The sequence below is a fragment of the Bradyrhizobium sp. USDA 4461 genome, from assembly GCF_054055655.1.
This window is the reverse complement of record NZ_JBSRXM010000001.1, coordinates 3,696,752-3,723,140: the sequence shown is the minus strand read 5'-3', so window position 1 is coordinate 3,723,140 and position 26,389 is coordinate 3,696,752. Positions and strand designations below refer to the sequence as shown.

Sequence of the window (26,389 nt, the reverse complement as noted above, 5' to 3'; positions counted from 1 at the left end):
GACAAGAACACAAGAGGTCGTCGACCATGCGTCCCCTGCGTCCGTTCAACTACAACACGTCCGCCGAACTGTTCCCTGCCGCGATCCGCAAGAAGAAGCGGGCGGGCTTCGCCTACCGCCGTTTCGGCACTGCTGCCGAGGCCGTGCAGTTCGCGATGGAGCAGCTGCCGGCGGATTCGCTGAACGGCGCCTATCTGCAGGTCGAGGAAGCCCGTTTCGACCAGAATGGCATCCGCTCGCTCTATGAAAGCGAAGCCTTCCCGCTGCCGCGCCGTCCGCGCCCGGCTGCCAGCCAGACCGACGCCGACGCCGCATAAGATTTCTGCTCCTCGTTTAACGAAAAGCCCTCGGACCGATCCGGGGGCTTTTGTTTTTGGACGAGTCCTTCTAGCGAATAATCTGATCGGAAAACCACTGCACACTTTTCCGGATTGTTCGCCCTACAATCTCGGCTGCTTGTCCAGCCAGCGCCGCAGCATCCGCACATTGCGGATATTGGCGCGGAACATGACGTCGAAGGCGTCGCCGGCCACCGGCACCATGCCGATCACGCCGTCGACCGCGACATTGGCGAGCATCCGCGCGGTGATGTGCCAGGGCGCACCGAGCAGCCGCGCCTCGCGCACCAGCCACAGCGAGATCGCGGTCGTGATGATATCGCCGACCACCGGGATCAGGCCGATCAGCCCGTCGATGCCGTAGCGGACATTGGTGCCCGGCACCACGAAGGCGACGTCGAGCAGCCTTGCGATCATCTCAAGCCGCTTGAGCCGCTCCTCGCGGGTCAGATTGCCGAACGGATTGGCGCTGGAATTGCGGAAGTCGAAGCGGAAGCCGTCCTGAAAGCCTTGAAACTGCGAACCTCGGAACTGCGGATGCAGCGGGCCATCGCCGAGCTCGCGCCCGTCCTGATCGATCACCTTGCCGCGCGCCTGCGCCCCGCCGAAGGGCGGCCGCGATCGGGTGGCGTGGGGCGTGAAGATGTCGTCCTCGGGCATGGCCATCACATGGTAACGCAGGCAAGCGGTTCAAGTTGCGTCACATTACCACTGAGTCACGTTACCACTGAGTCACGTTGCAGGCCGGTTACCTAATACACGCCCTTGTTCATGGTCCTGAGCCGCTGCGCAAGCGTCCTCATCACCTTCAAGGCAAAATGCGGCGTCTGGCCGACGAGGAAGAGAAACTGCTTTTCCGAGACCGGAACCAGTTCGACATCAGTGAGCGCCGTCGCGGTCGCGCTCCTCGGCTCGTTGTCGATCAACGCCATTTCGCCGAAGATCGTGTCGGGCGCGAGGTCCGCCATGGTCTTGTTGCCGACCTGGATGCGCACATAGCCGCTCTTGATCACGAACAGCTCGTTGGCCTGCTCACCTTCGCGGAAAATCACGCCGCCGGCGCGCACCAGCCGCGTTTCGATATCGTTGCCTGTCAGAAGGCTGAAGCTTGCGTCTGCCACTTCAAATTCCCTTTCTCCGAACCGGGACGCAGACGTCCCTGTTGTCTGCGGCGCCGGCTAGAATAAATGCGCGAACACAAAGTAGAGCGTGCCCGAGATCAACATCGCGACCGGCAAGGTCAGCACCCAGGCCATCGCGATGTTGCGGATGGTCGACCATTGCAGGCCGGAGCCGTTCGCGGTCATGGTGCCTGCGATGCCCGACGACAGCACGTGCGTCGTCGACACCGGCAGGCCGTAGCCGTCCGCCGCGGCGATGGTCGCAGCCGCGGTGATCTCGGCGCAGGCGCCCTGCGCGTAGGTCAGATGGGTCTTGCCGATCTTCTCGCCGACTGTCACGACGATGCGTTTCCAGCCGACCATGGTGCCGAGGCCGAGCGCGATGGCGACCGCGATCTTCACCCAGGACGGAATGAATTTGGTGGCGGAATCCAGCGAGCCCTTGTAGCGATTGAGCGTCGCGACATCGGCATCGCTCAGTCCGTGGTCGCTGCTCTTCATCAGGAGACGCAACGCCTCCGACACCAGATACATGTCGTTGCGCGTGTTGCCGACGGTCTCGGCCGGGAATTTCGCCAGCGACCCGTACTGCACGACCTGGTCGCGGATCTCGCTGACCAGAACGGCGAGGGACGGATAGGTCTCGTCGGTGAGCTGCCGGAGCGTGATGTAGTTCGTCACCGCCGGACGCGGATTGCCCGCGATCTTGCGATCGGCGCCTCTGTCCTCGATCACCTTGCTCGCCGCCGCCGAGTTCGCGGTGAACGCCTCGATCTGGCTCGCAGGCATCGCGCGGTTGAGCGCATAGGCCGTTGGCACCACGCCGATCAGGATCAGCATGATGAGGCCCATGCCCTTTTGGCCGTCGTTCGATCCGTGAAAGAAACTGACCAAAGTGCAGGTCAGGATCAGGATGCCGCGGATCCACCACGGTGGCGGCTGATCGCCCTTCGGCTCGCCGAACAGCTTTGGCGTCGCGCGCAGCAGCACGCTCTTCAGGCCAAAGAGCAGGATCGCGGCCAGCAGAAATCCGAACAGCGGCGACAGCAGCAGCGCCTTGCCGGTGTTGACCGCCTGCGACCAATCCACGCCGGACGTCCCCTCCCTGCCGTGCATCAGGGCGTTCGCGATGCCGACGCCCATGATCGATCCGATCAGGGTGTGCGAGCTCGAGGCGGGCAGTCCGAAATACCAGGTGCCGACGTTCCAGATGATCGCGGCGATAAGCAGCGCGAACACCATCGCGAAGCCGGCGCTGCTGCCGACCTGGAGGATCAATTCGACCGGCAGCAGCGAGACGATGCCGAACGCAACTGCGCCGCTGGAAAGCAGGACGCCGATCAGATTGAACAAGCCCGACCAGACCACGGCGATGTGAGCCGGCATCGAGCGCGTGTAGATCACGGTCGCGACAGCGTTGGCGGTGTCATGGAAGCCGTTGACGAATTCGAAGCCGAGCGAGATCAACAGCGCAACGAACAGCAGCAGGAACGCCGCATAGGAGGTCTTGCCCGCGCCCGTCGACCCGACATCGGCGTAGATGCTGTAGGCCACGAACAGCAGCGCGGCGCCGATGATGCCGAGATAGAGGATGCCGGTAAGCGGATGAAAGCCCTTCTCGAGATCAGGCCCGCCACGCCGCGCAGGCTCGATCGAACCAGGTAACGCCAAATCGCTCATGTAAATGCCCTCATAGCCGCGGGAGGACAAAAGCGGCCATGTGACATTGGGACTACGTTTACATGACGCCCATGTGACAGTTACGTGAAGGATAGCGCAGCCGCGCGCGGCCAGCACCTAATGCGTTGATAGGATTGCTGTAACTGGCGCTAATGCTGGGATGCCGGCTCAGCCGGCGCATGCAGCTCTTCGGCATATTTGTGCGCCAGCCAGGACGTGATCACGCCCGGGATGAAGCCGACCATCCCGTACAGGATGAACTGCACCGCGCCGCTCTCGGAGCCATGCGAGGCGTAGGTCAGCGCCGCGCCGACGAACGCCACCGCCCCGACGATCAGCATCCGCACCGTCGGCGCGATCCGCCGCACATGCATCAGGATGTCGTCGATCGCGCCAAACATCAGCGACGGCACGATGCCGAACAGATAGTTGTATTGCAGCGACTTCACGAACACGACGAGCAGCTTCGTCACCTCGCCGCCATTGGTCTCGGTCCAGTAGCCGGACTGATAGGTGGTCATCAGCAGCAGCAGAAAGCCGCCGATGAACGGCCCGATGGCTGCGAAGATCAGATAGCGTTTCATGGCGTGCCTTTGCCCGACGTCGGCCAAGTGTAACGCAGCCACGCGATGGTTCTAGGGAAAATAGAATGCGCCCGGCAAATGTTCGGCGAGTCGGCGTCGATGCGCTGCAACAATCCGCCGCCTATGTCGCTGCGATACGGAATCGCCCTGATGAAGCCGGGCGATGACGTCGTGCATCAAGGTGAGGGCGAGGCGCTTTACTCACCCCACGCCGCGAACGCGTCGTTGAACGCCCGTTCGCCGGGGGCGCCCTTTTCGATCGCGATGATGGCGCGGCGCTGGTTGGTGTAGACCAGCGGCACGTCGAACCAGGAGCGCTCCTTCAGGAGCTGCAGATTGCGCGAGCGGTCGGCGTCGACGTTGGAGAGGCCGACCAGGAAGAAGCCGTCGGTGACCTTGACCGCGAGGCCGGCCAGCGGCGTGCCGCGCGCCTGCTCGTTGGACTTCATCAGGATGCCCGGCACGTTGCCGACGCCGCCATTGGCGAAGTCCTGCGGCAGGATGAAGGTCAATTCCGCGGTATGGCTCGCCGGCAGCGATGAATCGGTGTTGCGGCGGAACGACATCGTCATCTTGAACTTGCGATCGGGGATGTCGATGTCGGCGCGCACGGCGATGTCGGGCTTCTGGTTGCCCGAGCCCTTGACCTGCTCGGTGCGCCAGACCACCGACCCGACATATTGCTTGCCCTTCGGATCCGACGGGTCCTCGTCATAGAGCACGACGCGCTGCGCCACTGGCGCGACCGGCTCGCCCGACGACGACGGCTGGCCGACGCGGTCGGTGATCTTCTTGCTCGCGGGCGCCGTCGAGGCATCCTTCGGCGCCTCGACCGGAGAAGAGGACGTGAACAGGCTGCTGGCCAGAGTGGTGAGCTGCTGCCGCATCAGGATGCCGGTACCGACCAGGATCAGCAGGATGCCGATCACGATCGCGGTCTTGAACGGGAACATCGAGCCGACGCGCGGCTTCTTCGGCTCGCGCTCGGCATTGCTGACGCGCGAGCGCTGCGGCGGCGCCCCCGGCGCCTGCGGCGTGTAGCGCTCGGCCTCTTCGATCGACTCGTCGTAGGAATATGGCGCCTCGGGATCGCCGCCGCGGTTTTCCAGGCTCGGCTCGAGCCGGTCGAATTCCGGCGAGGGCGACGGCACGTTGGCGTAGGTCTTGCGCGCGTTGCGGCTGGCTTGCGCCGCAGCACGGCCGAGATCGTCGGCATCGGCGGTGATGTCGCGGAAGCCGCGAACGCCCGGTGCGGCCGGCGGCGGTGCGCCTTCCGGACCGCGGCGCGGCGGACCCGGCGGCCGGGCCTGCGGCGCCTGGGTCTCGGGAGCGGGCGGGTTTTGCGGCCGCGGCGGGGCCGGCGGCGCTGCATCGGGGCGCAGATTGCGCGGCGGACGAGGCTCCGCCGGTGGCCGCGCACGCGCGGCAGGGTCGGCGGAACCGGCCTCGGGCCGTGCACCTGGCTCCGGCGGCCTGGCGTTGGCGCGGCTGCTACGGGCAGCACCGCCGCCGCCCGGGCGCGAGGCGTCGCGGGCGCGCTGCGCGGCCTCGGACTCGACCTTGCGAACCGCCTCTTCCAGCGACAGCCGTTCCCGGGTGATCTCGGATTCGGAGAGCGGCGGCTGCACGCCGCGGAGCTGCTGGATCAACGCCGTTCGCGCCCGCGCATACAGCGCGCGGCGGGCTTCGCCGGGGGCGTTGGGGTCCAATCCGGCGATGGCGCGGGCGATCAGCGGGTAGTAGTCAGCCATTTCCACACAATTGGAGGGATATAGGTAATATCCCGTTAAGCCTCGAACGGATTCTGTACCAGAATAGTATCTTCACGTTCCGGGCTGGTGGACAGCAGGGCGATCGGGCACCCCACCAGCTCCTCGACCCGGCGGACATATTTGATGGCCTGGGCCGGCAGGTCCGCCCAGGACCGCGCATTGGCGGTCGGCTGCTTCCAGCCCTCGATGATCTCGTAGATCGGCTCGACCCGGGCCTGCGCGCCCTCGCCCGCCGGCAGATGGTCGATTTCCTTGCCGTCGAGCTTGTAGCCGATGCAGACCTTGATGCTGTCGAAGCCGTCGAGAATGTCGAGCTTGGTCAGCGCCAGCCCGGCAATTCCGCAGGTGCGGACGGTCTGCCGCACCAGCATGGCGTCGAACCAGCCGACCCGGCGCTTGCGCCCGGTGTTGACGCCGAATTCCTTGCCGCGGCGGCCGATTTCCTCACCGATCTCGTCATGCAGCTCGGTCGGGAACGGACCCTGGCCGACGCGGGTGGTGTAGGCCTTGCAGATGCCGAGCACATAGCCGACCGCGCCCGGGCCGAGGCCGGTGCCGGTCGCGGCCTGCCCCGCCACGGTGTTGGACGACGTCACATAGGGATAGGTGCCGTGGTCGACGTCGAGCAGCGCGCCCTGCGCGCCCTCGAACAGGATGCGCTTGCCCGCGCGGCGCTCGAGGTCGAGCAGCCGCCACACCGTCTCGGCATAGGGCAGCAGCTTCGGCGCCATCGCCGTCAGCTCGGTGAGAATGCCCTTGCCGTCGATCTCCTCCAGATTGAGGCCGCGGCGCAGCGCGTTGTGGTGCGCCAGCAGGCGTTCGATCTTGTGCGGCAGGGTGTCGAGGTCGGCGAGGTCCATCAGGCGGATGGCACGGCGGCCGACCTTGTCCTCATAGGCCGGGCCGATGCCGCGGCGGGTGGTGCCGATCGAGGTGATGGCGTTGGAGGATTCGCGCAGCGAATCCAGCTCGCGATGCAGCGGCAGGATCAGCGTGACGTTCTCGGCGATGCGCAGATTGTCCGGTCCGACCGCAACCCCCTGCCCCTTCAGCTTGGCGACCTCGTCGAGGAAGGCCTGCGGATCGAACACCACGCCATTGCCGATCACCGCGAGCTTGTTCGGGCGCAGCACGCCGGAGGGGCAGCAGCGCCAGCTTGTAGGTCTCGCCATTGATCACCAGCGTATGGCCGGCATTGTGGCCGCCCTGGAAGCGCACGACGATGTCGGCCTGTTCCGACAGCCAGTCGACGATCTTGCCCTTCCCTTCGTCACCCCATTGGGCGCCGACGACGACAACATTGGCCATTGCGAAGATGTTCCCTTCAGGTGTTTCAGAGACCATGATCGCGGCGAAAACGCGTCCGCCCACAGCGATCATGCATTGGTATGTCCAGCCCCAATCGCGGCGCCGGACCGCGCGCACGCAAGGCGCCTACCGGATAACGGAAGCGGCTCGGCTGCGCAAGCAAGAAGGGGGTCGTTTACGCCTTTTAGATGAGCTACAACCCTTTGATATCCCCTGAAAATTCCATGCGGCGCCTGACGGAACCGGGCTGGCGACAATTTAATGTTGGCGCGGCCCGAAGCTGGCCGCACGGCCGATTGATCGCCGGGCCCGTTGCGGCGATCATCCGGCCCGATCAACCGGCAGGATCCATGCCCAATTCGACACCAGCGACGATGGCACTGCGCAAGCTCGGCATTGCCTTCAAGCTCCACACCTATGTCTACGATTCCAGCGCCGAGAGCATCGGCCTGCAGGCGGCCGAGGCGCTCGGCGTCGAACCGAACCGCATGCTCAAGACGCTGATGGCGGAGGTCGACGGCAAGCCGGTCTGCGCCGTGGTGCCGTCCGACCGAGAGGTCAGCATGAAAAAGCTCGCCGCGGCCCTCGGCGGCAAGTCGGCCAGGATGATGCGCCCGGCCGATGCCGAGCGGCTCACCGGCTACCATGTCGGCGGCATCAGCCCGTTCGGCCAGAAGAGGAAGGTGCCGACCGCGATCGACGAGACCGCGCTCACCCACGTCACCGTGTTCGTCAATGGCGGCCAGCGCGGCCTGCAGATCGAGATCGATCCGAACGACGCCGCGCTTGCCGCCGGCGCCTCGATGAAGGCGCTGGTGGCGACGCAGGACTGATTGCTGCGATCAATGCGAGGATTTGTCGCGGGAAAACTCCGCGCCGACGAAGTCGGACAGGCCGGTCAGTTCCTCTGCCGAAATATCGTTGACGTTGAGCCTGAGCTGCATGATCGCGAGGTCGAGCAGATGTGCGGCAAAGCCCGCGCCCGCCGCCGTCACGATGCTGCGTTGCTCGATCAAGACAGCGATGACGTCGCGCAGACTGCGCATTTGCACTTGATCCATGGCCCTTTGCCCGATGCTGGCCGTTGTTATCTGAGTTGTCATGGGGATACCGATTGTAGTGTGCTGATGGACGCCGCGGCGACCGGTGGAATGTAAGGCAGATGCTCCGCTTCCTCGCCGAGATGCGGGACGCGCGACGGCACCTCGCGAACTTCGATGTCGATCTTCATCGGCGGCGGAATCAGCGTCACCGAGGCTTTCGGCCACGGCGCCGGATTCGGCGTGACGGCGGTGAAGCGATAGGCGGCGGCGATCTCGAGCGCGAGCAATTGCAGCTCGAGCATCGCAACTCCCATGCCGGCACAGGCGCGCGGGCCGGCGCCGAACGGGATGAAGGCGTCGGTGTTGTAGCGCCGCGTCATCAGGAAACGGTCCGGCTCCTCGAAATGCCTGCCGTCGCGCTGCAATTGCCAGGGGCAGATCAACAGCGAGGTGCCGACCTTGAGGTCGCGTCCGCCGATCGTCACCGGCTGCATCACCTCACGCGAGAACCACCAGGCGCTGGGATAGAGCCGGCAGACCTCCTTGACCAGCGTCGCGCTCAGATTGGCGTGTTTCACCGCGTCGAGCCGCAGCTCGCCGTCGTCGCCAAGGCACTCCGCCGCCTCGTCGGCGATCTCGTCCATCAGGGCCGGGTTGGCGGCCATCTGGTAGAACATCCACGCCGCCGTCGAACCCGTGGTGTGATGGCCGGCCAGCAGCAGGGTCAGGATCTCGTCCTCGAGATCGCGATCGGTCAGGCCGAGCGCCTCCAAATCGCGCAGCGCGCTGCTCGAGCCCGCCTTGCGGCGCAGGCGCTGCACCACGGCCGACATCGCGAGCTTGGCGCAGACCCGGTTCTGGCGACGCCGGTACCAGGCCAGCGGACCGAACGGCAGGGCGCGGAACATCTCCTCGGCCAGATCGTCCTCGATGGTGCCGACCGCCTGGACCAGGGCTTCCTCGTCGCCCGACGACATCACCTGGGAGCCGAAGATCGCGACGCAGATCGTGCGCAGCGCCAGCATCGCGGTGACATGGTGCGGATCGAACGAGCCGAGCCGCGCCAGGCTGGCGCCGACCGCGCGGATCTCGGCGCACATATGCGGCAGGAATTTCTCGACGCTGCCCTTGGCCATGTGCTTCTGCAGCACGGCCCGCCGCCGCTTGTGCTCCTCGCCGCTCAGCATCAGCGAGCTGCGGCCGAGCACCGGGGTCAGCTTCTTGATCAGCTTGCCCTTGCCAATATCGGTCTCCGGCGCCTTGAGGATCGGGCGCAGCAGGCCGGGATCGTTCACCAGCAACACCGGTGCCGGACCGAGCCGCAACGGCACGAGCCCGAGCTCGGCCTCGTTGCCGCGCGTCAGCAACAGGCGCAGCGGATCACGCTGGAATGCTCGAACGTCCGAGAACATGTGTGGCATCGTGGATCTCCAATTGCCGTCCAAGGTCGAGGAATTTGGTCAGGCCGGGATTGTCGGCGAGACCGAGCGGGATTTCTCCGGCGAGCGCCGTCAGCGGGCGGCCCGTGCGATCGTTGCCGATCACCTGCGGCGGGCCGTAGCGGCGGGTGCGGATGTCCATGCGGGTGAGAAAGCGCTCATAGGAAAGGTCGGCCAGCGCCACCAGCGCCTTCGCGCCGCGCAGCTCGGCGAAGCGGAACATCAGCGCATAGTTGACGCGTGCCGTCTGCGGCCGCGCGACGTTCGACAGCACGCCGAAACGGCTGATCTCCCACACCTCGCGGCTGCTCGGAAAGCGCAGCACCGCAAGCTGCGGGAACACCGACTTGGTGAGGTAAGGATAATCGGTGCGGATCGCCCGGAAGCCGCCGACGAGCTCGACCCCGGAGAACAACAGGCAGTGCTCGGTATACCAGCAGTCGAACTGATCGCGTTCGACATCCCCGGTCGTGGTCAAAAGCCAGCCGCAATGGTCGACGAACAGCCGCTTGCGCAGCCGCATCATCGCCTCGACATGGGCCGGATCGAGTTCTTCCCTGGTAATGAGCGCGTGAAAGCCGTTCAATGAATAAAGCATTTGTCCCTTCCTCCAAATGCGGGAACATCTGGGACAAAAGGGGTCAACTGTGATACCCCCGGAAACCGGGGGTTTTAGGCAATGGGCCTGGTAGACGCGATTTCGACCATCGAGGCGTCAGATACCATCGACGAGCTGAGCTCGTCCCTGCACCGTATTGTCCAGGACTACGGCTTCTCCGGCTTCGCCTTTGTCGATGCCGGCCGGCCCGATCTCGATCTGCCCTACCACGTCGGCACATTTCCCGACGCCTGGAAGCGGGCGTATGTGCAAAACGAGTTCGTCCACGCCGATCCGGCGCTGGCGCGGTCGCGACGCACCAACACGCCGTTCAGCTGGAGCAGCCTGAAGCTGCCGGAGCGAAGCGGGCACAAGCGCGCGCCGGAGGCCAAGACGATGGATGCCGCCCGCGAATTCGGATTCAGGGACGGTTTCGTGGTGCCGTTCCACTATCGCGACCGGCTCGGCGCCGTGCATTCGAGCTCGACGGTGTTCTTCTGGGAAGACGAGCAGCGCGAGTTCGACAAGCTGTTCATCTGCCATCGTCACGAACTGCATCTGTTGATGATCTACTGGGTGCAGCGGGCGATGGACATCGTCAACCGCGACCAGCGCAACGCACCGACCATCCTGAAGCCTGCGGACGCCGCCGAGACCATCAAGCTCACGGGCCGCGAAAAGGAAGTGATCGCCTGGGCCGCGCGCGGCAAGACCGTGGCCGACACCGCGCAGATCCTCGGCATCTCGCCGGAGACGGTGGAAGGCTTCATCAAGCAGGCGCTGCGCAAGCTCGAGGCCTCCAACAAGACGCACGGGGTGGCCAAGAGCATCGCGCTCGGGATCATCGACCTGTGAGCGACGCCGCGACATATGATGAGGTCACACATCAGGATTGGGCTCTTTTCAACCATCCCTCCAAGGTTGCATTCGGGCGCGCTCTTGGTAATAAGGTCAGGCCGATAAGGCGAAAGCCGGATGACGCGAAAGCGCGCATCTCAGACTATGGGCGCGGACAATACCGCCCGCCCTCCACGACGGCCCGGCCGTCGTGGAGGCGCGGATCGACCTGTACGCCGCCGGTTGCGGCACGACCAGTCGTCGATCCCGATGATCCGTAGAAGTCCCGTCACGACGAACCGCAGTTCCATTTGCTACCAATCCATCTCGGGGAATTGCTGCCCACGGACGTAGCTGGAGATCGCCTGAGCGCACCATGAGCACATCGCAGGACGACCAGATCGATCAACTGGTGCAGGCGCGTTGGCGCGCGATCGGGCTGTCGCAGGCAGATCTCGCCGCGATCCTGTGCGCGGGCGCCTCGCTGCAAAAGAACGGCGTCGACGGCACGGTGAAAGTCGATACCGGCCGCCTGGCGACCGTCGCCGAGATGCTCGGGATCGCCGCCGACATGCTCAATCGCCGGCCCGCCGCGACAGCGCACACCCACGGCGGCCAGGCCGCGGAATCGCTGCAATCCCTGCTCGAACTGCGCATGCTGCGGGTATTCCGCGAGGTGCAGGACCCCGACACCAAGCGGATCCTGATCGAGCTCGCCGAGCAGATCGTCAAGCGCCAGACCACGCCGCAGACTGGCTAGGGAACGGCAAAACGCCGGCAATCTCTCCGTAAGGGGCCTTCGCGCATGGTCGCGATGCGTCCATCCCCATTGATGGAATGGCGGAATCCGTGTCTGTGACAGGAGCCGGGGAAATCGATACCGGCCCGGCGCCATCGGCCGGGCGGGCCGCGGCGTCGTGAACCCGGGCCTCATCGAATGTCTGCCTCCGATTCCACCACAACGCCTGCCTCCGGCTCCTGGATCGCCAACCAGCCGTATCTTCTGCTCAGCATCACCGCGCTGTGCTGGGCCGGCAATGCGATCGTCGGCCGGCTCGCCGCCGGCCACATCCCGCCGGTGACGCTGTCGTTCCTGCGCTGGTCGGCGGCGTTCCTGATCATCCTGCCGTTTGCCTGGAAGCATCTGGTCCGCGACTGGCCCGCGATCCGCAACAATCTCGGCATCATGATGCTGCTGTCGATCACCGGCATCAGTGCCTTCAACACGCTGCAATACTGGGCGCTCGAGCACACCCAGGCGCTGAACACGCTGCTCCTGCAATCGGCGGCGCCGCTGGTGGTGGCCGTATGGTCGCTGATCCTGCTCGGCACCCGGCTGACGCTGGCGCAGCTCTGCGGCGTGTTGCTGTCCCTGTGCGGCGTGCTCGTCATCCTGCTGCACGGCGATCTCACCACGCTGTCGAAGATCGACTTCAACAAGGGCGATCTGATCTTCACCGTCGCGCTGGTGATCTTCGCGCTGTATTCGGTGCTGACCTTGAAGCGGCCCAAGATCCACGGCCTGTCGGTCGCCGCCTTCACCTTCGGCTGCGGCGCGCTGGTCCTGATCCCGTTCTTCGTCTGGGAACTCGGTGCGCGGCCGGTGATGCAGCTCACGACCAACAACCTGCTGTCGCTGTTCTATGTCGCGGTTTTCCCCTCGACCCTGGCCTATCTGTGCTTCAACCGCGGGGTGCAGCTGATCGGCGCCAATCGCGCCGCGCCGTTCTTCCACATGGTTCCGGTGTTCGGCACCATCATGTCGATCGTGTTCATCGGCGAGCATCCGCAGGCCTTTCATTTCATCGGCTTCGCGCTGGTTCTGGCCGGCGTGTTCGCGGCATCGCGGCAGCAGTCGGCCTGATCCTTCGGGTGCATCTTTTCCCTCTCCAGTTCTTACGGGGAGAGGGTCAGGGTGAGGGGCTCGCTCCGCAGAGTCGGCAAGAGATGAATGCGCGGAGACTCCCCCTCACCCGGAACGCATTCCGCTGCGCTGCATGCGTTCCGGCCTCTCCCCGCACGCGGGGAGAGGCAAGCACGGGCGCGATGACTAACGGCGCCAAATCCGCTATGTTTTGAAGTCTTCTGCTTCGCGGACAGGTTTCACGCATGGCGCGCGCCAGCAATCTCATGATCGGCACCCTGACGCTGGCCCTCGTCGCCGGCTCGCTCGGCGGCTGGCTGGGCTATCAGCGCTATGCCGGCATCAAGCGGATGGTGCCGTTCCGCGTCGTGTTCGAGGGCTCGGCGTCGGGCCTGCGCCGCGGCGCCAGCGTCAACTTCGCCGGCGTGCGGATCGGCGAGGTGGTCTCGATCCGGCTCGACCGTCACCGCGTGGTTGCGATGACGCGGATCGAGGGCAACGCCCCGATCAAGAAGGACACCCAGGCCGGCCTCGAATTCCAGGGCCTCACCGGGATCGCCTCGATCTCCTTCACCGGCGGCACCGACGAGGCGCCGCCGCCTGCCGTCGGCGCCGACGGCATTCCGGAGCTGACCGCCGACGCCGAAGGCACCATGGGAATCCAGGAGAAGCTGCGGGTCGCGCTGCGCAATGTCGACCGCGTCATCACCGAGAACGAGGCCGACATCAAGGACTCGCTGCTCGGACTCGAGAACTTCACCAACTCGCTGTCGGGCAATGGCGAACTGATCGCCGGCTTCATCGACGCCGCCGACGACGGCATCAGCGCGGTCGACGCCAAGATGACCTCGGCCGACAAATTCCTGAAGAGCTTCGGCAGCGACAAATATGGCGGCGAGCTGCTGCCGACCGTGATTTCGCTGCGCGAGCTGATCCAGAGTTTCGACAGGAAATCCGGCGCCATGATCGCCGAGACGCGCAAGACGCTCAGCGACGTCAGCCAGTCCGTCAACGCGTTCAACGCGAAAATTGCCGGGCCCGCCGCCAGGCGCTAAGGCACGTCAGCGCGCTTCAGCCCTGTGTCGAACCATGATCTCCGCGCAACGCGTTCCGCGTTTGCCGCGAAGCAAAACCGCTTCGCACTTGTCCGGTTCGTGCTCTAGACTGCCGTGTCAAGAACCAAGAACAACGGAAACATCAGACGTGCACGACCGGACCGCAGCCCTTTCCCCGCCTCCCGCCACCGTCAACCGCGCAGCGCCCGCCGTGCCCCGGCATCTGCGGCGCTATCTCACGCTCGACGATTTCGAGCCGCAGGCGCGGCGGCTGCTGCCGAAATTCCTCTACGGCTACATCTGCGGCGGCGCCGAGACCGACACCGCGCGGTCAGACAATCGCAGGGCGTTCGACGAATACGGCTTCGTGCCGCGGGTCTTGAACGACGTTTCCGGCCGCGACCAGACCACGACGCTGTTCGGCAGGAGCTACGCCTCGCCGTTCGGGATTCCGCCGATGGGCTCCTCAGCGCTGTGCGCCTATCGCGGCGACATCGTGCTGGCGCGCGCCGCGGCAGCCGCCGATATCCCGATGATCCTCTCGGCCTCCTCGCTGATCCGGCTTGAGGACGTCCGCGCCGCCAATCAGCAGGCCTGGTACCAGGCCTATCTCGCCGGCCTCCCCGAGCGGATCGAGCCGCTGGTCGATCGCGTCGCGGCGGCCGGCTACGACACCTTTGTCGTCACCGCCGACGTGCCGGTGCCGCCCAACCGCGAGAACAACATCCGCAACGGCTTCCAGGTGCCGCTCGAGATCACCCCGCGAGTGTTCTGGGACACCATCACCCATCCGGACTGGCTGCTCAACACCTGGGCCCGCACCGTGTTCAACCACGGCATGCCGCATTTCGAGAACATGGACGCCAAGCAGGGCCCGCCGGTGCTGTCGAAGAACCTGATGCGCAACATCGGCAGCCGCGACCAGCTCGCCTGGAAGCATGTCGAGCTGATCCGCAAGCGCTGGCCCGGCAAGCTCGTGGTCAAGGGACTGATCTCGCCGGAAGACGCGCGGCTGGCGCGCGAGCACGGCTGCGACGGCGTGATGGTCTCCAACCATGGCGGCCGCCAGCTCGACTACACCGTCTCCGCGCTGCGCACGCTGCCGGAGATCGCGGCGCAGAAGGGCGGCATGACCGTGATGGTCGACGGCGGCATCCGCCGCGGCACCGACGTGATCAAGGCGCTGGCGCTCGGTGCGGATTTCGTCTGGGTCGGCCGTCCGTTCCTCTATGCCGCCGTGGTCGCCGGCGAGGCCGGCGTGGCGCGCGCGATCTCGCTCTTGCATGCCGAGATCGACCGCGATCTGGCGCTGCTCGGGATCCGCGGCCTGAAAGAGATCACCCCGGACCTGGTGCGGAAGTTCTAGGCATAGCGCGCCGCGCCCATGCAGAGCGCGGTGATAGCGAGCAGGCCGGCTGCGATGCGCTGCGCAATGGCCAGTCGGGAGCGCGCGGCTGAAACATCACCCGCTTCGCTGCGCAACTGCCTGATTGCGCCACCACCGACGATGATCTGCACGGCAATCGCAGCCAGAGCTGCGGTCGCGCCGCCGGCCAAAATCTGCTCCGACAACGCGAACGTACCTTCATGAACCAGGTGCCACAGCGTGGCGCCGGTCACGATCGCAACGGTCGCGGCACCGATCTGCGGAATCAGCAGCTTTTCGCCGCCGAGGCCGCCGGTGCGCGCCAACGTGAAGCTGGAGCCGGCCCAAAACACCGATGACAGGACGTGAAGGGACAGCGCTATGATGAGGACGGTCTGCATGATCTCGCTCCAAACGGCGTTGGAAATTAGATATACATAATGTATAGTCAATCTGACGAAAGCAAGGCCAGCCGATGCCGCCGCGCAGCTATGTGAGCCCGGCGCGCAGCGCCGCCGCGGCCGAGACGCGCGAGCGCGTGATCGAGGCCGCCTCGCGCACGCTGCGCGAAGGCGAGAGCATCGCGCGCTTCTCGCTGGATACGGTGGCGAAGGCCGCCGGCGTGACCCGGCTGACCGTCTACAACCAGTTCGGCTCGCGGCGCGGGCTGCTGGAAGCGGTGTTCGACGAGATCGCGCGTCATGGCGGGCTGCATCAATTGGCCGACGCCATGGCGATGGCCGATCCGCGCGCCGCGCTCGACCGCATGGTCGAGATCTTCTGCGGCTTCTGGAGCCGGGATTCCGCGGTCGGACGCCTGCACGACGCGATGGCGACCGATCCCGAATTCGCTGAGGCGATCCGCGAGCGCAACGAGCGCCGCCGCCGCGGCGTCAGCGCGCTGATCGAGCGCATCGCCGACAAAGGCGCCTCACCGCAGGCCCGCCGGGACGCCGTCGACCTGATCTTCGCGCTGACGAGCTACCCGACCTTCGCCTCGCTCAGTGCCGGGCGGTCGAAGGATGAAGTCTGCCGGGTGGTGCAATCGGCCTGCCGCGCGGCGCTGGCGCCGCTGACGCTCCCAAACCCGTCATCCTGAGAGGATGTGAAGCTTTCGCCGCCGTCATTGCGAGGAGCGGTAGCGACGAGGCAATCCATGCTTCCGCGTGTGCCGTGCGATAGGTTGCTTCGCGGAGCCTGTCATCCGGCGGCGCTTCGCGCCGACCGGGTGGCTCGCAGTGACGAAGATAGACCCGTCATCCTGAGGAGCCGCGAAGCGGCGTCTCGAAGGATGAATCGGCCACAGTGGGGCCGTCGACCCTTCGAGACGGCCGCGTTGCGGCCTCCTCAGGATGACGGAGATGGGTTTGTAGACGCGGGGGCAGTCAAGAGGAGGCGCGTCTCTACGCGCCCACCTTGAACTTGCTGTAGGCCTCGCGGGTCGCGATGATGACGTGCTCCTCGCAGCCATTGCGGCGATGCGGGTCGCACAGCGTCTCGTAGTCGGCCGAGGTCATCATGTCGATGAAGGCGGCGACGCTCGGGTAGTAGACCAGCGCGAGATAGTCCCAGCGCTGGCCGGCCGGCTCGCCGAGCGCGACCGTCTCGGCATTGCCGGTCCACAGCAGCGTGCCGCCGCGCGCCTTGATCATGGGCACGGTGAGCGCGCTGTAGCGCAGATAGGCGTCCCAGCCCGAGCCGTCGCCGTCGAGCGACCGCGCGCGAAATCGCATCAGGTTGACCATCACGACCGGCGCCTGGCGATCCAGTTCGCTCAGGCCTTTGACGTTCAAGAGATCGACGCCCATCACCTGCTCCCGGGCCGGATCGGCCCGGCCGCAACGATTATGTCACATCGCGGGACTACCCTGAAATGCCGGCAGGCCGTAAGCTCACCCCCCGATCTCGGAGGTCAATGCCGTGATGACCCTTCCCGAACTTGCGGCCGACGCGCTCGGCAAATTCCTCGGCGAATACATGCAGCGCCGGTTCGGCTCGTCGCAAACCGAGCTGGTCGAGATGGTGCCCTCGATCGCGCGGATCGCGCTCGAATGCATCGGCAACAGCGATGCGCTCTATCACAATGTCGAGCATACCATGCTGGTGACGCTGGCCGGCCACGACATCCTGCGCGGCCGCGCGCTGCATTCGCACATGAGCGCCGAGGATTACGCGCATGTCATCATCGCCTGCCTCACCCATGACATCGGCTATGTGCGCGGACTGTTCGACGCCGACGACCAGACCGGCTATCTGGTCGATGCCGACGGCCGCAAGGTGATCCTGCCGCGCGGCTCGTCGGATGCGGCGCTGATGTCCTGCCACGTCAACCGCTCCAAGATCTTCGTAATGGAGCGGCTCAAGGGCGTCCCCCAGCTCGACAAGGAGCGCATCGCGCGCGCCATCGAGGGCACCCGTTTTCCGCTCACCGCTCCCGAAGACGATGAGGATTTCGGCGAAGAGGCCACCCTGCTGCGGGCCGCCGATCTGATCGGCCAGCTCGGCGATCCCCATTACATCCGCAAGGCCAACGCGCTGTACCTCGAATTCGAGGAGGCCGGACTGAACCGCCAGCTCGGCTACGATTCGCCGGCCGATCTCGTCGATCTCTATCCGCGCTTCTACTGGGACAGCGTCGCGCCGCATGTGCAAAAGGCGATCCGCCACCTCAACATCACCTCCAGCGGCCGGCAATGGATCGCCAATCTCTACAGCAACGTGTTTCGCGCCGAGCGCGACATCTCGCTGTCGGGACCGCAGAAATAGGCTGGGTTTTCGAGACACGTGCACGAGCTAGTCCCGTCACCCTGAGGAGGCCGCACCGCGGCCGTCTCGAAGGGTCGACGGCCACCAGCCGGGCCGTGCATCCTTCGAGACGCGCTACGCGCTCCTCGGGATGACGGAATCCAGTTCTCGTGCTGCCGCAAGTGCTGTCGAGTTCGGCCACGCATGGCTCCAATCCGCACTCTCATCTTGTCGCAGCAGCAGATTCGGGCACAACATCCGCCGAACAATGACCGCCTTGCCCGCACCTGCCACCACCCCGCGCCGCTCCCCGCTGCACTGGCTCAACAACCAGCCCTATCTGCTGCTCAGCCTGACGTCGCTGTTCTGGGCCGCCAACATCGTGCTGGCGCGGCATGTCGGCAGCCATGTGCCGCCGGTCACGCTGACCACGATCCGCTGGTTCGGCGTCTTCCTGATCCTGTTGCCGTTCGCCTGGCCGCATTTGAAAGCGGACTGGCCGAAGCTGCGCGGGGCGCTGCCGCTGATGCTGCTGTTGTCGGCGGTCGGGTTCGCGTTCAACAACGCGATCTCCTACTGGGCGATGCAGTACACCGAGGCGCTGAACGCGCTGTTGATCCAGTCGGCGGGCCCGCTGTTCGTGGCGCTCTGGTCGCTGATCCTGTTCGGCGTGCGGCTGACGCCGGCGCAGCTGGCCGGCATCGCGATCTCGCTGGCCGGCGTGCTGACCATCATCCTGCGCGGCGACTTCTCGGCGCTCGCCAGCATCTCTTTCAACCGCGGCGACATCATGTTCGGCGCCTCGCTGGTGTCGTTCGGGCTCTATTCGGCGCTGATCCCGCGCCGCCCGAAGATCCATCAGCTCTCGCTGATCTCGTTCACCACCTGCTGCGGCGCGCTGATGCTGCTGCCGGTGGCAATCTGGGAATTCCTGAGCGGCGTGACGCTGAAGCTCGACATCCTGACCTTTGCAACGCTGGGCTACGTGCTGATCTTCCCGTCCACGCTGGCCTATCTGTTCTTCAACCGCGGCGTCGCGCTGATCGGCCCGAACCGCGCCGCGCCGTTCTTCCATCTGGTGCCGGTGTTCGGCTCGGCGATGGCGATCCTGCTGCTCGGCGAGACGCTGGCCCCGTTCCATTTGATCGGCTACGCGCTGGTGCTCGCCGGCGTCATCATCGCTTCGCGGCAAGGATCGGCAAAGGGCTAGCCGACCTTGCGCAGGCCGGCGGATTTGCGTGGCGATTGCGGCCTTGCCGCCAGCGTTTCCGTGATGAAGTCGATAAACCGCCGCACCTTGGCCGGCACGTGGCTGCGCGAGGCGTAATAGACGTAGAGCGGAAAGCGCTCGTCGGGCCAGTCCGGAAACAGATCGATCAGCGCGCCGCTCTTCAGATGATCGTCGAGCCCGATATCGATCACCTGCGCGATGCCGAAGCCGGCGAGGCAAGCGCCGAGCTTGGTGCCTGAATCGGTCACGGTGAGCCGCCCGTTGACCGCGACCGGCACCACCTCGCCGCCGCGCCGGAACTCCCAATCGAACGGGCGCCCGGTCGCCGCATCGATGGCCAGGATGCACTGATGGTCGCGGCTCGCCAGCTCCCGCGGATCGCGCGGCCGGCCGTGTCGTTCGAGATAGACTGGCGAGGCCACGGTGAGCACGCGCGCATCGAGCACGCGGCGCGCAATCAGCGCCGACGGCGCCGGCTCGCCGAAACGCACCGCCAGATCGAACCCGTCGCTGACCAGGTCCGCGATCCGGTCGCGGGTCTCGATCCGCAGCTCCATGCCGGGATTGTGCAGCAGGAATTCGCTCAGCTTCGGCGACAGCACCACGCGGGAGAACAGCGGGTCGACATTGACCCGCAGCCTGCCGCGTACCGCATCGCGCGATTTCGAGGTCTCCGCCGCCGCCTCGCCGATCCCGGCGAGATGCGCGGCGACCCGCTCGACCAGCGCGCGTCCGTCCTCGGTGAGCTCGACGGCGCGGCTGGTGCGGTGAACCAGCCTGGCATCGAGGCGCGCCTCGAGCTTGGCGATCGCCTTGCTGACCCCCGATTGCGTCATGCCGAGCCGTTCGGCGGCGCGCCCGAAACTGCGCGCATCCGCCAGCGCCGCAAGCACCACCAGGCCGCCGACCAGCCGACCGTCAACTTCGTCCATGCCGATGCCTCTCGGTCATCCAAGAGATGACCGCCCAGTCGTAGCACTCCGCCACCAGATCGGCCACTGTCGGCGCAGATGAGGCCACCGCCACATCATCGCCTGAGGAGATTTTGCAATGAGCGACATCCAGGCCATCGCAGCCGCGATCGATGGATATTTCGACCTGATGTATGAAGTCGACGACAGCCGGTTCCGCGATGTGTTCGCCGATGCCGCCATCGTGCACGGCATCCGGGACGGCAAGCACACCGTGCGCTCGGCCGCGGAATTCCGCGACTTCATCCAGAGCCGTCCCTCGCCGGCGTCGATGAAATCGCCGCGCGAGGAGGCGATCATCAGCGTCGACCAGACCGCGCCCGATCTGGCCATCGCCAAGGTGCGCGTCAGGGCCGGCCAGACCGGCTTCATCGACCATCTGGTGTTTCACCGGATCGACGGCCGGTGGCTCATCACCACCAAGGCGTTTCACGTCGCGCAGGTGTTTCCGGAGGGATCGTAACGCCCGACATTTTTCGGAATATTAGAAATACGACACTGATTTGCCGACGTGTCAAGTCGGCCGGTGGTGAGCCGGCCAGTCGCAGGCCGGCCGGCTCCGGCTCCTTTGCATGGGGTTGTTTTTCGATATTTGGCAGCGCGCCCCTGCGACGGCGCGGGAGTGGCAGTAAGCGCCGCCCTTCTGCGAGTAGCGAAACGACAAATCTCCCAACTCCGTCATCCTGAGGAGCGCGCCGTTGCGCGCGTCTCGAAGGATCGACGGCCACCGGCCGGGCCGTACATCCTTCGAGGCTCGCTCCGCTCGCACCTCAGGATGACGGATGCGAGAAGCGCAGGGTGGGTTACGCCTTTGGCTAACTCACCCTGCGCAATCCGTTACGCCGCGCGCACCTTCTCCAGGAACTCGTCGACCGCGTTGCGCAGCATGCCGGACTGGGTGTCGAGCTCGCGCGCGTTCGACAGCACGTCGCCGGCCGCGGTGCCGGTGGCGGCGGCCGCTGACGTGACGCCGCCGATATGGGCGGAAATCTCGCTGGAGCCGGCCGCGACCTGCTGGATGTTGCGCGCGATTTCGCGCGTCGCATCGCCCTGCTGATCGATCGCGGTCGAGATCGAGGCCGTGATCTCGCTCATCTGCGCGATGGTCGCGGTGATGCCGCCGATCGAGGTCACCGCCTCGCCGGTGGAGGCCTGCATCGCCGCGACCTGCGCCGAGATCTCCTCGGTCGCCTTGGCGGTCTGGTTGGCCAACGCCTTCACCTCGGAGGCGACCACGGCGAAACCGCGGCCGGATTCGCCGGCGCGCGCCGCCTCGATGGTGGCGTTGAGCGCGAGCAAATTGGTCTGCGCCGCGATCGAGTGGATCAGCTTGACGACTTCGCCGATCTTCTCGGCGCCGGTGGAGAGCGCCTGCACCGTCGCATTGGTGCGCTCGGCGTCGGCCACCGCCCGGCTCGCGACCTCGCTGGAGCGCGCCACCTGGCGGGAGATCTCCGCAACCGAGCTGGAGAGTTCCTCGGCCGCGGCGGCAACGGTGCCGACATTGTTGGAGGCCGAGTCGGAGGCGGCGCCCACCGTCGCGGCCCGCGCGCTGGCGTCGCTGGCGGTCGCGGTCATCGACTGTGCCGTGGTCTGCATGCCGGCGGCGGCGGAGGCCACCGTGCGGACGATGCCGTTCACGCTGCGCTCGAAATCACTCGCAAGGTTCTGCATCGCGCTGCGGCGCTCGGATGCGGCGCGCGCCTGGGTCTCGGCCTCGGCCTGCTCGAGCCCGCGGATACGGATCGCATTGTCCTTGAAGACCTGGACGGTTGCCGCCATCCCGCCGACCTCGTCGCCACGGCCGACTCCGGGAATGTCGCCATCAAGCTTGCCGTCCGCGATGTCGCGCATGCGGGCACCGAGCAGATTCAGCGGCCGGGAAATGCTGCGCCCGATCAGCCAGGCCACCGAACTCGAGATGACGCCGATGCCGATGATCGCAAGGCCGAGCAGCCAGGCAATGGGGCGCATCTTGGCGTCGATATCGTCGAGATAGGCGCCGGTGCCGAGATACATGTCGAAGCCGGGGACCGCGACGGCGTAGCCGAGCTTGCGGATCGGCGTCTCCTGGCCGGGCTTCACATATTCATAGAACAAGAGGATGTCGCCCTTGGCCTTCACGCCGTCCATCAGCTCCTGCGACAGCTTGCGGCCGTTGGTCACGACGTCCATGCGGTTGGTTCCGACCTGTTTCGGATCGGGCGCCAGCACCGTGATGCCGTTGTAGTCGGTGCCGAACAGATAGCCCGAGCCATTGTCGTAGGTCATCGCGTTGCCGCGCTTGCTCAACTCGGCGAGTGCCGCCTCCTTGGTCATCTTTCCGGCGTCGACATCCTTCTTGAGGCTCGCCGCCATGTTCTTGGCCATCTCGACCATGGCCTTGGCCTGGTCGATGCGCGCGTTCGTCATCTCACGCTGCATCAGATTGATTGCCAGGATGCCGGCCGTGCAGAGGCCAAGGAGCGCCACCCCCACCAGAATGCCGAGCTTGGGGGTGATCTTCAGATTTGACAGCTTCACGGGGATCTCCAGGAGAGGCGGGGAACGCGACGCGATTGGCGGATTGATTCCATTCACCGTAATGTGAGACCCTTTACCCGATGGTTACGCAGGTTCCCCGTAGAAGCCCGGAGAATCGGACCGCGGACCAACCGGCAATTGTGGAGAGAACAGCAGAGCTCGCGTAGAAGTATGGCAAGGCGGCGCGACAAGCCGCGCTCCAAGAATCTAGAAGACAAGAATCAAGAAGACCAAGCACCAAGACCAAGAAGCAAACCAGCAAGAAGCAAGAACAGAAGACCTCACATCGGGAGCAGACAATGTCGAAATTCAGGGTGGTGACGCCGAAGGGCGCGAGCTTCACGGTCGCCGGCGGCGGCTATGATTACGAGCGCGAGGCGCTCGATCCGATCGGTGCCGAGATCATCGAGGCGCCGGCCAACGAGGCCGAATTCATCGCCGCCGCCCGCACCGCGGACGCGATCTACGCCAAGGGCATGCCGATCACCAAGGCTGTGATCGACGCGCTGGAGAACTGCAAGGTGATCACGCTCGGCAGCGTCGGCGTCGACTCGGTCGACGTCAAGGCGGCGACCGCCCGCGGCATTCCGGTCACCAACATCCCCGACACCTTCATCGAGGAAGTGGCCGACCACGCCATGATGCTGCTGCTGTCAGGCTTCCGCCGCCTGATCGAGCAGGACAAGATGGTGCGCAGCGGCCGCTGGTCCGAGGGCCGCCCGGCGCTGTTGAAGATTCCGCGGCTGATGGGCCAGACGCTCGGCTTCATCTCGTTCGGCCGGGTCGCCCGCGCGGTCGCGAAGCGCGCCGCGCCGTTCGGGCTCCGGATGATGGCCTACGACCCCTTCATCCAGGAAACGCTGATGTACGACCACGGCGTGATCCCCTCGACCTTATCGGAGGTGCTGTCGCAGTCGGATTTCGTCTCGATGCACGCCCCGGCGCGGCCCGAAGTGCATCACATGCTGACCGAGAAGCATTTTCGCCAGATGAAAAAGTCGGCTGTCTTCATCAACACCGGGCGCGGCGCCACCGTCGATGAGGAATCGCTGATCAAGGCGCTCCAGGAGGGGTGGATCGCCCATGCCGCGCTCGACGTGCTGGAAAAGGAGCCGCCGTCGCACAACAATCCGATGCTCGGGATGGATAATGTTACCTTGACCGCCCATGTTGCCTCGGCCTCGGCACGTTTTGACGAGGCACGCAAGCGCCGGGTGGGCTACGAATTGTCACTAGTGCTGCAAGGCATGTGGCCGGTAAGCTGCGTGAACCCGTCGGTGCTGCAAGACACCGCGCTGCGCCGCTGGCAACCGGTCAGCATGGATCGCGGTCCGAACAGCTAGGCGGAACGCCGCTCTTCGCGCGAGGGCCCGTCTGATGCGGGCCCTTCGCGCGGCGGGCGCACCGAGACCACAAGACCCTTCACCGGCGGCCAAACGCCGGGAAGGAACAAGAAAAAAGGGAGTGCGAACGACATGAAGTACGAGATCACGCGTCGCGACGCGCTGGCGCTGGGGGCATCCGCGGCGGCACTGGCCGTCACCGGCGCCGCGGCGCAGGAGGCGTCGAAGGTCAAGGCGGCCGACGTGGCGGCGCCGTCGCTGCCGATTGAAAAGGGCGCGACCCTGCGCATGCTGCGGCCGGTGCGCTTCGTCCAGGCCGACGAAGACGTGTTCCGCGCCAATGCCAAGCGCTTCACCGACAAGACCGGCGTCGAGGTCAAGGTCGACTTCGTCGGCTGGGAGGACATCAACCAGCAGACCGCCGTGACCTCGAACTCCGGCGCCGGCCCCGACATCATCATCGGCTTCGGCGACGCGCCGCACATCTATATCGACAAGCTGATCGAGCTGACGGACGTCGCCGATTATCTCGACAAGCGCTACGGCGGCTGGCTCACGCTGGCAAAACGCTACGGCATGCGCTCGAAGTCGAAGAGTTGGGTCGGCCTGCCGTTCGGCGCCTCCGGCGGTCCGCTGGTCTACCGCAAGTCGCTGGTCAACGCGGCCGGCTTCGACAAGGTGCCGGAGGACCACGCCGGCTTCCTCGAACTCTGCAAGAAGCTGAAGGCGGCCGGCAAGCCGGCGGGATTCGCGCTCGGCAACGCCGTCGGCGACGGCAACGGCTTCGCCAACTGGCTGTTGTGGTCGCACAACGCCGCGCTGCTCGATGAGGAAGGCAACATCATCATCAACAGCAAGGAGACGATCGCCGCGCTGAAATACCTGAAGGAGCTGTATCCGACCTTCATCGCCGGCACGCCGTCCTGGAACGACGTCTCCAACAACCGCGCCTACTCGTCGCAGGAAATCGGCCTGACCGCCAACGGCGTCTCGCTGTACTTCTCGCTGAAGAACGATCCCGCCACCAAGGCGATCGCCGACGACACCGAGCATCAGTTCCTGATCAAGGGGCTGGCGCCGGTCTCGCCGATGTCCGGCCTGACGCTGAATGCGATGGCGTTCAAGCACAGCCCGTATCCCAATGCGGCGAAGGCGTTCCTGCAGTTCATGCTGGAGCACGAGCAGTACGAGCCGTGGCTCAACGCCAACTCCGGCTACTGGTCGCAGCCGCTCGCGGCCTATGCCGACGCCGCAGTGTGGTCGGGCGATCCCAAGGTCGCGATCTTCAAGGACACCATGAAGAGCCCCTACTACAACGGCTACAAGGGGCCGATCTCGACCGCGACCGGCGCCGTCAACGCCGACTACGTGCTGGTGCAGATGTGCGCCTCCGTCGCGACTGATGCGGCAACGCCGGAGGCCGCCGCAGCGGAAGCCGAGCAGCGCGCCAAGCGTTACTTCCGGCGGCAAGGCCGGTAACGGGGGTCGTTGCAGCTGTCATTCCGGGGCGATGCGCAGCATCGAACCCGGAATCTCGAGATTCCGGGTCTGGTGCTGACGCACCATCCCGGAATGACCTTTCAAAAAATCAGACCGGGACAAGGATCTGATGTCTGTCACGACACTGCCTTCACGGGGACAAGCCCTGCACCAGCCGGGCTGGCTCGCGCGCCTGTTCGACTACAAGCCGTTCCTGATCGTGATGTGCCTGGCGCCCGCGGTCGGCCTGCTCTTGGTGTTCCTCACCTATCCGCTTGGGCTGGGCATCTGGCTCGCCTTCACCGACACCACGATCGGCCAGCGAGGCATCTATATCGGGCTGGAGAACTTCCAATACCTACTCAAGGATCCCTTGTGGTGGAACGCGGTGTTCTACTCGATCTTCTACACCGCGGTCGCGACCTTCGGGAAGTTTGCGCTCGGCTTCTGGCTGGCGCTGCTGCTCAACAACCATTTCCCGTTCAAGAGCCTGATCCGGGCGATCGTGCTGCTGCCGTGGATCGTGCCGACGGTGCTGTCGGCGCTGGCGTTCTGGTGGATCTACGATCCGCAGTTCTCGATCATCTCCTATCTCTTGGTCGACGTGCTGCATTGGCGCGACAGCAATGTCGACTTCCTCGGCTCGCCCTGGCCGGCGCGGTTCTCGCTGATCGCGGCCAACATCTGGCGCGGCATCCCGTTCGTCGCGATCTCGCTCTTGGCCGGTCTGCAAACCATTTCGCCCTCGCTCTACGAGGCGGCGATGCTCGACGGCGCCACCTCATGGCAGCGCTTCCGCTACATCACCTTCCCGATGATGATGCCGATCCTCGCGATCGTGATGACGTTCTCGATCATCTTCACCTTCACCGACTTCCAGCTGGTCTATGCCATCACCCGCGGCGGCCCGGTCAACTCGACCCATCTGCTCGCGACCTTGGCGTTCCAACGCGGCATCGCCGGCGGCGAGCTCGGCGAGGGCGCTGCGATCGCGGTCTCGATGATCCCGTTCCTGGTGTTCGCAACATTGTTCAGCTACTTCGGCCTCGCCCGCCGCAAATGGCAGCAGGGAGAAGCCAATGACTGACATTG

At 65.5% G+C, this 26,389-nt stretch carries 26 protein-coding genes and 1 pseudogene; 14 read left to right on the top strand and 13 right to left on the bottom strand.

Features of this window, described 5'->3' with window-relative positions:
- Positions 1 to 26: 26 nt before the first annotated feature.
- Complete coding sequence (locus tag ACVINW_RS17440) at positions 27 to 317, top strand: hypothetical protein (protein WP_016844322.1); 291 nt, start codon at positions 27 to 29, stop codon at positions 315 to 317.
- A 123-nt stretch (positions 318 to 440) separates the two neighbouring features.
- Here ACVINW_RS17440 and ACVINW_RS17435 read toward each other — a convergent pair whose 3' ends face one another.
- The 6 genes and pseudogenes from ACVINW_RS17435 to ACVINW_RS17410 all read right to left on the bottom strand — a co-directional run bounded on the left by ACVINW_RS17435 (position 441) and on the right by ACVINW_RS17410 (position 6,803).
- Positions 441 to 1,004: a DUF4112 domain-containing protein gene (locus ACVINW_RS17435; RefSeq protein WP_456752447.1), complete on the bottom strand. Its 564-nt coding sequence runs from the start codon at positions 1,002 to 1,004 to the stop codon at positions 441 to 443.
- 86 nt (positions 1,005 to 1,090) lie between these two features.
- Positions 1,091 to 1,459, bottom strand: coding sequence for a Crp/Fnr family transcriptional regulator (locus ACVINW_RS17430; RefSeq protein ID WP_456752446.1), 369 nt, complete (start codon positions 1,457 to 1,459; stop codon positions 1,091 to 1,093).
- Positions 1,460 to 1,516: 57 nt separating this feature from the next.
- Complete coding sequence (locus ACVINW_RS17425; RefSeq protein ID WP_456752445.1) at positions 1,517 to 3,139, bottom strand: inorganic phosphate transporter; 1,623 nt, start codon at positions 3,137 to 3,139, stop codon at positions 1,517 to 1,519.
- A 149-nt stretch (positions 3,140 to 3,288) separates the two neighbouring features.
- Positions 3,289 to 3,723: a DUF5413 family protein gene (locus ACVINW_RS17420; protein ID WP_456752444.1), complete on the bottom strand. Its 435-nt coding sequence runs from the start codon at positions 3,721 to 3,723 to the stop codon at positions 3,289 to 3,291.
- 197 nt (positions 3,724 to 3,920) lie between these two features.
- On the bottom strand, positions 3,921 to 5,474 hold the full coding sequence (locus ACVINW_RS17415) for a hypothetical protein (RefSeq protein ID WP_456752443.1): 1,554 nt from the start codon (positions 5,472 to 5,474) through the stop codon (positions 3,921 to 3,923).
- 35 nt (positions 5,475 to 5,509) lie between these two features.
- Positions 5,510 to 6,803, bottom strand: a pseudogene (locus ACVINW_RS17410) (adenylosuccinate synthase).
- A gap of 350 nt (positions 6,804 to 7,153) precedes the next feature.
- Between ACVINW_RS17410 and ybaK the strand changes: the two are divergent.
- Positions 7,154 to 7,636 (top strand): Cys-tRNA(Pro) deacylase, encoded by a 483-nt coding sequence (gene ybaK / locus ACVINW_RS17405; RefSeq protein ID WP_456752442.1) that lies wholly within the window; start codon positions 7,154 to 7,156, stop codon positions 7,634 to 7,636.
- 9 nt (positions 7,637 to 7,645) lie between these two features.
- Here the strand turns inward: ybaK and ACVINW_RS17400 are convergent, their stop codons facing one another.
- Genes ACVINW_RS17400 through ACVINW_RS17390 form a run of 3 tightly spaced genes read right to left on the bottom strand, consistent with a single transcriptional unit; the run spans position 7,646 to position 9,883 of the window.
- Positions 7,646 to 7,864, bottom strand: a complete 219-nt coding sequence (locus tag ACVINW_RS17400; protein ID WP_456752441.1) for a hypothetical protein — start codon at positions 7,862 to 7,864, stop codon at positions 7,646 to 7,648.
- A 38-nt stretch (positions 7,865 to 7,902) separates the two neighbouring features.
- A complete protein-coding gene (locus ACVINW_RS17395) occupies positions 7,903 to 9,267 on the bottom strand; it encodes a cytochrome P450 (protein WP_456752440.1) in 1,365 nt (454 codons plus the stop codon).
- A complete protein-coding gene (locus ACVINW_RS17390) occupies positions 9,227 to 9,883 on the bottom strand; it encodes an acyl-homoserine-lactone synthase (RefSeq protein WP_456752439.1) in 657 nt (218 codons plus the stop codon). Before ACVINW_RS17390 ends, ACVINW_RS17395 begins: the two co-directional genes overlap by 41 nt.
- An 81-nt stretch (positions 9,884 to 9,964) precedes the next feature.
- On the opposite strand from ACVINW_RS17390, the gene ACVINW_RS17385 reads away from it, so the two are divergent.
- From ACVINW_RS17385 to ACVINW_RS17365, 5 genes are all read left to right on the top strand, one after another.
- Positions 9,965 to 10,738, top strand: a complete 774-nt coding sequence (locus ACVINW_RS17385) for a LuxR family transcriptional regulator (protein ID WP_456752438.1) — start codon at positions 9,965 to 9,967, stop codon at positions 10,736 to 10,738.
- Positions 10,739 to 11,096: 358 nt separating this feature from the next.
- Positions 11,097 to 11,480, top strand: a complete 384-nt coding sequence (locus ACVINW_RS17380; RefSeq protein WP_456752437.1) for a hypothetical protein — start codon at positions 11,097 to 11,099, stop codon at positions 11,478 to 11,480.
- A gap of 177 nt (positions 11,481 to 11,657) precedes the next feature.
- Complete coding sequence (locus ACVINW_RS17375; protein WP_456752436.1) at positions 11,658 to 12,584, top strand: DMT family transporter; 927 nt, start codon at positions 11,658 to 11,660, stop codon at positions 12,582 to 12,584.
- A gap of 245 nt (positions 12,585 to 12,829) precedes the next feature.
- A complete protein-coding gene (locus ACVINW_RS17370; protein ID WP_456752435.1) occupies positions 12,830 to 13,639 on the top strand; it encodes an MlaD family protein in 810 nt (269 codons plus the stop codon).
- A gap of 211 nt (positions 13,640 to 13,850) precedes the next feature.
- A complete protein-coding gene (locus ACVINW_RS17365; protein WP_456756420.1) occupies positions 13,851 to 15,005 on the top strand; it encodes an alpha-hydroxy acid oxidase in 1,155 nt (384 codons plus the stop codon).
- On the opposite strand, the gene ACVINW_RS17360 is transcribed toward ACVINW_RS17365, so the two are convergent.
- The gene (locus ACVINW_RS17360; protein ID WP_456752434.1) at positions 15,002 to 15,406 is read right to left on the bottom strand and encodes a hypothetical protein; all 405 of its coding nucleotides are present in this window, start codon (positions 15,404 to 15,406) and stop codon (positions 15,002 to 15,004) included. The genes ACVINW_RS17365 and ACVINW_RS17360 overlap by 4 nt on opposite strands.
- Positions 15,407 to 15,480: 74 nt before the next feature.
- On the opposite strand from ACVINW_RS17360, the gene ACVINW_RS17355 reads away from it, so the two are divergent.
- Positions 15,481 to 16,104 (top strand): TetR/AcrR family transcriptional regulator, encoded by a 624-nt coding sequence (locus tag ACVINW_RS17355; RefSeq protein ID WP_456752433.1) that lies wholly within the window; start codon positions 15,481 to 15,483, stop codon positions 16,102 to 16,104.
- 304 nt (positions 16,105 to 16,408) lie between these two features.
- Here the strand turns inward: ACVINW_RS17355 and ACVINW_RS17350 are convergent, their stop codons facing one another.
- Positions 16,409 to 16,813: a DUF1330 domain-containing protein gene (locus tag ACVINW_RS17350; RefSeq protein ID WP_456752432.1), complete on the bottom strand. Its 405-nt coding sequence runs from the start codon at positions 16,811 to 16,813 to the stop codon at positions 16,409 to 16,411.
- Between the two features lie 112 nt (positions 16,814 to 16,925).
- On the opposite strand from ACVINW_RS17350, the gene ACVINW_RS17345 reads away from it, so the two are divergent.
- On the top strand, positions 16,926 to 17,771 hold the full coding sequence (locus ACVINW_RS17345; protein ID WP_456752431.1) for a metal-dependent phosphohydrolase: 846 nt from the start codon (positions 16,926 to 16,928) through the stop codon (positions 17,769 to 17,771).
- Between the two features lie 247 nt (positions 17,772 to 18,018).
- A complete protein-coding gene (locus ACVINW_RS17340; protein WP_456752430.1) occupies positions 18,019 to 18,960 on the top strand; it encodes a DMT family transporter in 942 nt (313 codons plus the stop codon).
- Here the strand turns inward: ACVINW_RS17340 and ACVINW_RS17335 are convergent.
- Positions 18,957 to 19,913: a LysR family transcriptional regulator gene (locus ACVINW_RS17335; protein WP_456752429.1), complete on the bottom strand. Its 957-nt coding sequence runs from the start codon at positions 19,911 to 19,913 to the stop codon at positions 18,957 to 18,959. The two genes, ACVINW_RS17340 and ACVINW_RS17335, sit on opposite strands and share 4 nt — an antisense overlap.
- A 118-nt stretch (positions 19,914 to 20,031) precedes the next feature.
- Between ACVINW_RS17335 and ACVINW_RS17330 the strand changes: the two genes are divergently transcribed.
- A complete protein-coding gene (locus ACVINW_RS17330; protein ID WP_456752428.1) occupies positions 20,032 to 20,415 on the top strand; it encodes a nuclear transport factor 2 family protein in 384 nt (127 codons plus the stop codon).
- Positions 20,416 to 20,789: 374 nt separating this feature from the next.
- On the opposite strand, the gene ACVINW_RS17325 is transcribed toward ACVINW_RS17330, so the two are convergent.
- A complete protein-coding gene (locus ACVINW_RS17325) occupies positions 20,790 to 22,475 on the bottom strand; it encodes a methyl-accepting chemotaxis protein (protein WP_456752427.1) in 1,686 nt (561 codons plus the stop codon).
- Between the two features lie 299 nt (positions 22,476 to 22,774).
- On the opposite strand from ACVINW_RS17325, the gene ACVINW_RS17320 reads away from it, so the two are divergent.
- From ACVINW_RS17320 to ACVINW_RS17310, 3 genes are all read left to right on the top strand, one after another.
- Positions 22,775 to 23,818 carry a C-terminal binding protein gene (locus ACVINW_RS17320; RefSeq protein WP_456752426.1) on the top strand — a complete coding sequence of 348 codons (1,044 nt, stop codon included), beginning with the start codon at positions 22,775 to 22,777 and terminating at the stop codon, positions 23,816 to 23,818.
- A gap of 132 nt (positions 23,819 to 23,950) precedes the next feature.
- Positions 23,951 to 25,297, top strand: a complete 1,347-nt coding sequence (locus tag ACVINW_RS17315; protein WP_456752425.1) for an ABC transporter substrate-binding protein — start codon at positions 23,951 to 23,953, stop codon at positions 25,295 to 25,297.
- A 130-nt stretch (positions 25,298 to 25,427) separates the two neighbouring features.
- The gene (locus tag ACVINW_RS17310) at positions 25,428 to 26,384 is read left to right on the top strand and encodes a carbohydrate ABC transporter permease (protein WP_456752424.1); all 957 of its coding nucleotides are present in this window, start codon (positions 25,428 to 25,430) and stop codon (positions 26,382 to 26,384) included.
- Positions 26,385 to 26,389 lie beyond the last annotated feature (5 nt).

What these genes read in the sequence shown, in the direction of transcription:
- ACVINW_RS17440 (WP_016844322.1), top strand. Translation starts at nt 27, where the DNA reads ATGCGTCCCCTGCGTCCGTTCAACTACAACACGTCCGCCGAACTGTTC.
- ACVINW_RS17390 (WP_456752439.1), bottom strand. Translation starts at nt 9,883, where the DNA reads ATGCTTTATTCATTGAACGGCTTTCACGCGCTCATTACCAGGGAAGAA.
- ACVINW_RS17370 (WP_456752435.1), top strand. Translation starts at nt 12,830, where the DNA reads ATGGCGCGCGCCAGCAATCTCATGATCGGCACCCTGACGCTGGCCCTC.
- ACVINW_RS17415 (WP_456752443.1), bottom strand. Translation starts at nt 5,474, where the DNA reads ATGGCTGACTACTACCCGCTGATCGCCCGCGCCATCGCCGGATTGGAC.
- ACVINW_RS17330 (WP_456752428.1), top strand. Translation starts at nt 20,032, where the DNA reads ATGAGCGACATCCAGGCCATCGCAGCCGCGATCGATGGATATTTCGAC.
- ACVINW_RS17385 (WP_456752438.1), top strand. Translation starts at nt 9,965, where the DNA reads ATGGGCCTGGTAGACGCGATTTCGACCATCGAGGCGTCAGATACCATC.
- ACVINW_RS17355 (WP_456752433.1), top strand. Translation starts at nt 15,481, where the DNA reads ATGCCGCCGCGCAGCTATGTGAGCCCGGCGCGCAGCGCCGCCGCGGCC.
- ACVINW_RS17320 (WP_456752426.1), top strand. Translation starts at nt 22,775, where the DNA reads ATGTCGAAATTCAGGGTGGTGACGCCGAAGGGCGCGAGCTTCACGGTC.
- ACVINW_RS17310 (WP_456752424.1), top strand. Translation starts at nt 25,428, where the DNA reads ATGTCTGTCACGACACTGCCTTCACGGGGACAAGCCCTGCACCAGCCG.
- ACVINW_RS17425 (WP_456752445.1), bottom strand. Translation starts at nt 3,139, where the DNA reads ATGAGCGATTTGGCGTTACCTGGTTCGATCGAGCCTGCGCGGCGTGGC.
- ACVINW_RS17375 (WP_456752436.1), top strand. Translation starts at nt 11,658, where the DNA reads ATGTCTGCCTCCGATTCCACCACAACGCCTGCCTCCGGCTCCTGGATC.
- ACVINW_RS17315 (WP_456752425.1), top strand. Translation starts at nt 23,951, where the DNA reads ATGAAGTACGAGATCACGCGTCGCGACGCGCTGGCGCTGGGGGCATCC.
- ACVINW_RS17395 (WP_456752440.1), bottom strand. Translation starts at nt 9,267, where the DNA reads ATGCCACACATGTTCTCGGACGTTCGAGCATTCCAGCGTGATCCGCTG.
- ACVINW_RS17340 (WP_456752430.1), top strand. Translation starts at nt 18,019, where the DNA reads ATGACCGCCTTGCCCGCACCTGCCACCACCCCGCGCCGCTCCCCGCTG.
- ACVINW_RS17350 (WP_456752432.1), bottom strand. Translation starts at nt 16,813, where the DNA reads ATGGGCGTCGATCTCTTGAACGTCAAAGGCCTGAGCGAACTGGATCGC.
- ACVINW_RS17420 (WP_456752444.1), bottom strand. Translation starts at nt 3,723, where the DNA reads ATGAAACGCTATCTGATCTTCGCAGCCATCGGGCCGTTCATCGGCGGC.
- ACVINW_RS17400 (WP_456752441.1), bottom strand. Translation starts at nt 7,864, where the DNA reads ATGGATCAAGTGCAAATGCGCAGTCTGCGCGACGTCATCGCTGTCTTG.
- ACVINW_RS17360 (WP_456752434.1), bottom strand. Translation starts at nt 15,406, where the DNA reads ATGCAGACCGTCCTCATCATAGCGCTGTCCCTTCACGTCCTGTCATCG.
- ACVINW_RS17335 (WP_456752429.1), bottom strand. Translation starts at nt 19,913, where the DNA reads ATGGACGAAGTTGACGGTCGGCTGGTCGGCGGCCTGGTGGTGCTTGCG.
- ybaK (WP_456752442.1), top strand. Translation starts at nt 7,154, where the DNA reads ATGCCCAATTCGACACCAGCGACGATGGCACTGCGCAAGCTCGGCATT.
- ACVINW_RS17435 (WP_456752447.1), bottom strand. Translation starts at nt 1,004, where the DNA reads ATGGCCATGCCCGAGGACGACATCTTCACGCCCCACGCCACCCGATCG.
- ACVINW_RS17380 (WP_456752437.1), top strand. Translation starts at nt 11,097, where the DNA reads ATGAGCACATCGCAGGACGACCAGATCGATCAACTGGTGCAGGCGCGT.